At 67.8% G+C, this 5,700-nt stretch carries 8 protein-coding genes and 1 pseudogene; 4 read left to right on the top strand and 5 right to left on the bottom strand.

What is annotated here, in order from left to right; translation table 11 throughout:
* Positions 1 to 108 precede the first annotated feature (108 nt).
* Both C1I95_RS31220 and C1I95_RS31225 read right to left on the bottom strand, forming a co-directional pair.
* Positions 109 to 450: an arylamine N-acetyltransferase gene (locus tag C1I95_RS31220; RefSeq protein ID WP_111219345.1), complete on the bottom strand. Its 342-nt coding sequence runs from the start codon at positions 448 to 450 to the stop codon at positions 109 to 111.
* Positions 451 to 495: 45 nt separating this feature from the next.
* Entirely contained in the window at positions 496 to 1,236 is a 741-nt protein-coding gene (locus tag C1I95_RS31225; RefSeq protein WP_325048880.1) for a DinB family protein, read from the bottom strand.
* A 9-nt stretch (positions 1,237 to 1,245) separates the two neighbouring features.
* On the opposite strand from C1I95_RS31225, the gene C1I95_RS31230 reads away from it, so the two are divergent.
* Positions 1,246 to 1,866, top strand: a complete 621-nt coding sequence (locus tag C1I95_RS31230; protein ID WP_111219355.1) for an MOSC domain-containing protein — start codon at positions 1,246 to 1,248, stop codon at positions 1,864 to 1,866.
* 58 nt (positions 1,867 to 1,924) lie between these two features.
* Here the strand turns inward: C1I95_RS31230 and C1I95_RS31235 are convergent, their stop codons facing one another.
* A complete protein-coding gene (locus C1I95_RS31235; protein WP_111219347.1) occupies positions 1,925 to 2,473 on the bottom strand; it encodes a GNAT family N-acetyltransferase in 549 nt (182 codons plus the stop codon).
* Entirely contained in the window at positions 2,474 to 2,644 is a 171-nt protein-coding gene (locus C1I95_RS36005) for a hypothetical protein (RefSeq protein WP_199523994.1), read from the bottom strand.
* On the opposite strand from C1I95_RS36005, the pseudogene C1I95_RS31240 reads away from it, so the two are divergent.
* A pseudogene (locus C1I95_RS31240) lies at positions 2,630 to 2,791 on the top strand (RNA polymerase sigma factor); the annotation flags it as partial. The gene C1I95_RS36005 and the pseudogene C1I95_RS31240 overlap by 15 nt on opposite strands.
* Before the next feature lie 33 nt (positions 2,792 to 2,824).
* Here the strand turns inward: C1I95_RS31240 and C1I95_RS31245 are convergent.
* Complete coding sequence (locus tag C1I95_RS31245) at positions 2,825 to 3,865, bottom strand: hypothetical protein (RefSeq protein ID WP_199523993.1); 1,041 nt, start codon at positions 3,863 to 3,865, stop codon at positions 2,825 to 2,827.
* 78 nt (positions 3,866 to 3,943) lie between these two features.
* Here C1I95_RS31245 and C1I95_RS31250 point away from each other — a divergent pair, with 78 nt between their 5' ends.
* Both C1I95_RS31250 and C1I95_RS31255 read left to right on the top strand, forming a co-directional pair.
* Entirely contained in the window at positions 3,944 to 4,549 is a 606-nt protein-coding gene (locus C1I95_RS31250) for a TetR/AcrR family transcriptional regulator (protein WP_111219349.1), read from the top strand.
* Positions 4,550 to 4,632: 83 nt separating this feature from the next.
* Positions 4,633 to 5,577 carry an acyltransferase domain-containing protein gene (locus C1I95_RS31255; protein ID WP_111219351.1) on the top strand — a complete coding sequence of 315 codons (945 nt, stop codon included), beginning with the start codon at positions 4,633 to 4,635 and terminating at the stop codon, positions 5,575 to 5,577.
* Positions 5,578 to 5,700: the final 123 nt, after the last annotated feature.

Below are 5,700 nucleotides of genomic sequence, written 5' to 3' on the forward strand. Positions count from 1 at the left end.
GGTTTACGCTGTGGCACGCGGCCACCGCCACATCTGAAGTTATGTCCACAGCAGACAGACGATCACGCGGTGGCCGCACCTCGCCTACCAGGCCCCACCAGCGACATCTCAAACGGCGGCTGCCGTATTAGGGCCTTCCGGGCCGTGCACTCCGCCGACGTGGCCGCGTACTGCGTAACCGAGCGAGCTGAGCAGCAGGCCCAGCGCCCCGTTCATGTGATAGCAGTAGCCGCCGCGGCTGTGCAGTGCAATGCGCCTTGCGGACTCGTACGGGTCGATGTTCCAGGCCTCGCCGGCGTGGATCCACAGGGTTTCGTACGGCACGCGCTCAACGTGCCGCCGCGCCAACAGCTGAAGGCCTGCCACCGAAGGCGGTTCCGCCGCAACACCGAGCCGGGCGAGATACGCCTGTTGGATATCCAGGCCCAATCGGGGCATCGATTCGAACATGGCGCCATTATTCTTGGCCGTCCGGGTTGCGCGAAGTCCGTGTGCTCAGGCGAACTGGCGGGCGGTGGCTTCCAGTTTCTCGCGGTAGGCGGCCCACCATGCCTCGTCGCCGTCGGCGACGTTGTCGCCGGGGTACCGCCAGCCGACCTGGCCGTCGAGCAGTTCGCGCACGATGTCGGCGTGCCCGGCGTGGCGGTTCAGGTCGGCGAGCACGTGCACGAGGATGTGGTGCAGCGTGACCGGCGTGTGTTGCCACCATCGCACCGAGCCGGGCGCGTCGATCGGGAGCGTTTCGATCGTGGCGTCGGCGTGTGCCCAGACTCGGTGCCACAGGTCGATGATGTCGTCGCGGGACTCGTCGGCTGTGGCCCACATGTCCGTGTTCGGCTCGGCGTCTTCATCAAGGCCCGCGATGGGTTCGGGATAGGGGCGGTCGAACACCTCGCCGAAGTACCCGGCGGTTACCGTGGCGACGTGCTTGACCAGCCCGAGCAGGTTCGTTCCGGTCGGCACGAGCGGGCGGCGTACGTCGTACTCCGACAGTCCGTCGAGTTTGCCGAGCAGCGCTTCGCGTGCCTGCCGCAGGTACTGGTGGAGATTCGCCTTGGCGTCGAGGTCTGCCATGCCGCCCAGGATCTCACCGCCGCACCCGCCGCGATGCCCTGCACGCCCGCGTTCCGTGCCGCGGCCCTGCATCGCATTGATGACGGGCAACACCAAGCAGGCCCGCACGCCGATCTCGCGTTTCGAGAAACAGTTTGGACGCCGCTGGTGTGCGTCGGGCACAGTCGGACCGTGGCAAACCCCATCACCGTACGCCATCGCTCCATGGATGAGATCATGGAAGGGCTGCACCTCGTGCGGCGCTCCCCACGTGGTGCCGGCACCCTGGCCCTGGTCGTACGTCGGCCGGCCGTTGACGTCCGGGAGGTGCTTTCCCGGGCAGAGCTGGACCTCAGCGCCGGGCTGATCGGCGACAGCTGGAGTCAACGGCCCAGCACCCGAACGGCCGACCGGTCACCGCACCCCGACATGCAGCTGAACGTCATCAACTCCCGTTTCGTCGAACTGATCGCGGGTCCTGATCGTGACGCCTGGGCGCTCGCCGGGGACCAGCTCTACCTCGATTTCGACCTGAGCGTCGACGCCCTGCCGGCCGGCTCGCGCCTGGCGATCGGCGACCGGGCCGTGATCGAAGTTACCGACGAGCCGCACACCGGCTGTGCCAAATTCGCTGCCCGGTTCGGACGCGACGCCCACAAAATCGTCTGGAGCGAGGAGGGCCGGCGACTGCGACTGCGCGGCCTCAACGCCCGGGTGGTCGTCGGCGCAATGATCAAGGCAGGCGACACGGTACGCCATCTCCCCGCCGACGTCGGCCAGCCTGCCACCGAACGTCTCAGCACGTACGAATAGCTGATCAAGACGATCGGTGCGCACTCGTCACGCACTGTCACGCCCCTCGGGCGGCAGATCACGGCACCGAGGCGGCAATGTTCGAATCGATCTCGACGGCGTGACGGTAGCGGACCTCGACCATGGGGAAGCCTCGCGAGTCGTCCGTCTTCATCGATCCGTCGGCACGCCAGCCACCAGCCTCGTAAAAGCGTCGGGCGCGTCCGTTCGTCTCCAACACCCACAGGACGATCTCGCGGAAGCCGGCCTTCGCCAGCCGACGCATACCCGCATCCATCAGCAGCCGACCGGCACCCTGGCCCCACAGCTCCGGTAAGAGGTAGAGGGCCTGGACTTCCCCCACCAGCCGCGGATCCGTGTCGGTATCCCGGCTGGGGGAGACGTTGATGAAACCGACCACGCCGTCACGTTCGTGCTCCAACACCAGGGTGCCGGCCGGTGCGCGATCTTGCTGGATCCACTGCCGCCATCCGTGCCGGCGATCGGCCGGATCCAGCTGGTCGAGATACTCCTGCGGGGCCTTTCCGCGGTATGCCACCTGCCAGGTGCGTACATGGACGACAGCCAACGCCTCGGCGTCTCGCACGGTTGCGCTCCGAATGATCACCTACGGCATGGTGCCAGTGTCCTGCGCCCAGGTCGCGCTCGATGCAGGATCGAGTGGCATCCAGGCGCAGAAATAGCCACTCAATCCTGGATCGAGCGCGATCATGCGTGCTGACATGAGGACGGGTATCTCGATCACTGTGGCGTGGTTGCCGTCCTTGACGGCTACCATGCCTTCCACGCCGTGCGTGCCGACCTGCTGCGGCGACTCGGGCGTGGCGGCGAGTCGCGGGTTGCGTACGACCGGGCCATCGGGCTCGCCGGCAACCCCGCAGAGCGGGCCTACCTCACCCGCCGCCGCGACCAACTCGCCAGCTGACCGACACGTGAAATCGGTGCGGTCGAACAGCCTCTACTTGAGATCGAAGACGTGGACCATGTGTGGTGCGTCGACGAGGGTGTGCGGCGCCAGTGCGTGGTAAGCCCAGACGTGAACCCATGCGTTGCCGGTCCGCACCGTGAGCACCGCCTTGAACATCCCGGGCGCGAAGTAGGTCAACAGCAGGAAGGCGAGCGACAGGACGGCGTTGCCCGGTGAGGTGAAGACCGTCCACGCGTCCCAGATGTGCAGCGCCGTGTATGTGAGGCCGCCCAGGATCACCGTGGCCGCCGTCGACCCGGTCAGTCGCAGGAAGCGCGGTATCAGGATCGCGTAGATGAAGATCATGGCGGGTAGCACGGCGCCAGCCAGGTACAGCGTGAAGGTCAGCGGAGCCCCCAGCACGAGTTGACCGGGGCTGAGATCGAAGGTCCCTGGAGCGAGTACCGCGATCTGGACCAGTGATTCGATCAAGAGGACCACGCCGACGAGAAAGGTGTCGGCCCGACGATTGCCCGAGCGAAGGTTGAGCGCTTCGGCAGAGTAGCGCCGTCGGAAGAACAGGAGCGGAACCACCGCGTAGACCAGGAGATTGTAGGTTGCCCAGGCGATGGACTCGGCGGGGCTGACATGGTCGTGCGTACCGTAGATCGAGCCGGCTAGGTGAAGCCCGAAAGGGTGCCATCCGGCGAGTTGGGCAAGGACGAAGCCCAGCGCCAGTCCGGCAGCCCCATAGGCGAGCAGGAACAGCGTCTCCCGGGCGGCCACTGACCGTTCCGGCGCACGGTCGGCCAGGTTGGGCAGCGTCCGGCTGCGTGTGAGCCGGTACGTCAGCACGGTGAGCAGGAGCACCTCCGCCAGAGCCAGGTTGGCGTCGATCAGGTGGCCTGCCGGTGTGCGGGCCGCAGCAGTCGGCCAGTCGAACGGGAGTGCGTCTCCCGCCACCGCAAGGACCACCACGTTGCTGGCGAGCCAGCCGATGGCGGCCAGTTGCACGCTGCGCTTGTGCAGCAACGCGGTCAGGCCGTACCGGGGCGGTCGTGGCTGCAGGTCGGTCGTGCGGGAGAGCGTCACCGTCTGCCTCCGAGACTTTTTTAACACGACTGTACTAGCACCGACGGCAGCGTAACACGACTGTGCTATAAAAGGCCGATGCCCAAGGTGGTGGATCCGACAGAGCGTCGACGGCAGTTGGTCGAAGCCGTGTGGCAGGTGATACGCCGCGACGGTCTTGAGCAAGCCTCGGTCCGCAACGTCGCCCGCGAGGCGGGGCTGTCGACGGGCTCCCTGCGTCACTACTTCGCAAGCCAGTCCGAGCTCATGGTGTTCGCGTTCCGGACGATCATCGACCGAATCGAATCCCGCCTCGCCGCACTGGAGCCCGAGCCCGACCCCAGGCGAAGAGCGCAGCGCGTGCTCGCCGAACTGCTTCCGCTCGACGACGAACGGCGAGCGGAGAACGAGGTCTGGTTGGCCTTCACGTCCCGGGCCACGGTCGACCCCGCACTTAGCGCACTGCGGGACGAGGGATACGACGCCCTGCGCGCCGGCTGTCAAACGATGATCACCGACCTGTCCGCAGCCGGCCTCGCCCCGACCGACATACCAGCCGAGACCGAACGCCTACACGCCTTGTTGGACGGCCTCGCCGTCCACGCAGCCATGCGACCAGACATCCACACCGCCCAGTCGTTGGCCGCCGCCATCGCACATCATCTCGACGCCCTTGCGACCGCACGCTCCGCGCGGCGCGTCTGAACGTGGGCGCACACTGAGGGTTTTGCGGATGATCGCGATTCGGGCCTGTCGCAGCGACCCCACCCATCGGTAGGGTCGTCCGCGTGGATCTGGACGACACCGCCGCCCGGCTCGGGGTGCCCGTGGAGGACGTCGACCGTGTGCACCGGCTCGCCGGCGACCGGCCGTCGGCTCCGCTGCCCGCCAAGGCCGACGCGCCCGCGATCCTCGACCGGCTCGCCGTGCTGCCGGACGACGCCGCTGAGATCATGGCGGGCTGGCCCGACCCCGACTCCCCACTGTGGACTGCGGAGCTGCGCTGGCTGCTGGACCGCTCGATCGCCCTGCTCCGCGCCGATCTCGGGGGTTACAGCTGGATGTCGCCCGGTCCGGTGCTGCCGCGCGAACGGGGCCTCGCCTGGCGGCATCTCTACGTGTACGCGTACCTGGCCATGGTCGACGACGTCACGACGTACCACCGCGACCACGGCATCGCCGAGGCCGTGTCGTGGGTGACCCTCGCCGACCTGGGCCGCAACCTCGCGATCGACCGGCGGATGCACCGCGAGGGCTGGCCGATCATGCAGAGCTGGCTGACGCTGCACGCGCGCGGCGGCGTCTACGAGCTGGGCCGACTGCAGCACCAGCGCGGCGACACCGCCATCGACCTGCACGTACCCGAGTCGGGGCCGATTACCCCGGACGCGGTCGCGGCGTCGCTCGACGCGGCCCTCGCGTTCTTCCCGCGCCACTTTCCCGACGAGCACTACACGGCGTTCACCTGCAGCTCGTGGCTGCTCGACCCACAGTTGGCGGAGTACCTGCCCGACGACGCCAATATCGTCCGGTTCCAGCGGAGGTTCGAGCTGGAACCCTACGAGCAGTCGGAAGGGCCGGACGCCGACGTCGAGGCGCTGCGGTTCGTGTTCCGCACCCTGACCACGCCGCTCGACCAGCTGCCGCGCCGCACCGTGCTCCAGCGCGCGATCATCGACCACCTGAAGGCCGGCGGCCACTGGCACTGGCGCCGCGGCCGCTTCCCGATCTAGTGGGCCGTCCATGAACGTTCACCGGGTCTGATCGGTCAGGCGGCTCGGGTGTGAGGCCGGCCCCAGCGGTGTTGGCGTTCGCTGCGGACTCGGGCGCGTTCGCGGCGTTGAGCGGCGAGGACG

Origin of the sequence: Micromonospora craterilacus (assembly GCF_003236315.1) — a bacterium.
Taxonomy (GTDB): domain Bacteria; phylum Actinomycetota; class Actinomycetes; order Mycobacteriales; family Micromonosporaceae; genus Micromonospora; species Micromonospora craterilacus.

What these genes read in the sequence shown, in the direction of transcription:
- C1I95_RS31220 (WP_111219345.1), bottom strand. Translation starts at nt 450, where the DNA reads ATGTTCGAATCGATGCCCCGATTGGGCCTGGATATCCAACAGGCGTAT.
- C1I95_RS36005 (WP_199523994.1), bottom strand. Translation starts at nt 2,644, where the DNA reads ATGGTAGCCGTCAAGGACGGCAACCACGCCACAGTGATCGAGATACCC.
- C1I95_RS31250 (WP_111219349.1), top strand. Translation starts at nt 3,944, where the DNA reads ATGCCCAAGGTGGTGGATCCGACAGAGCGTCGACGGCAGTTGGTCGAA.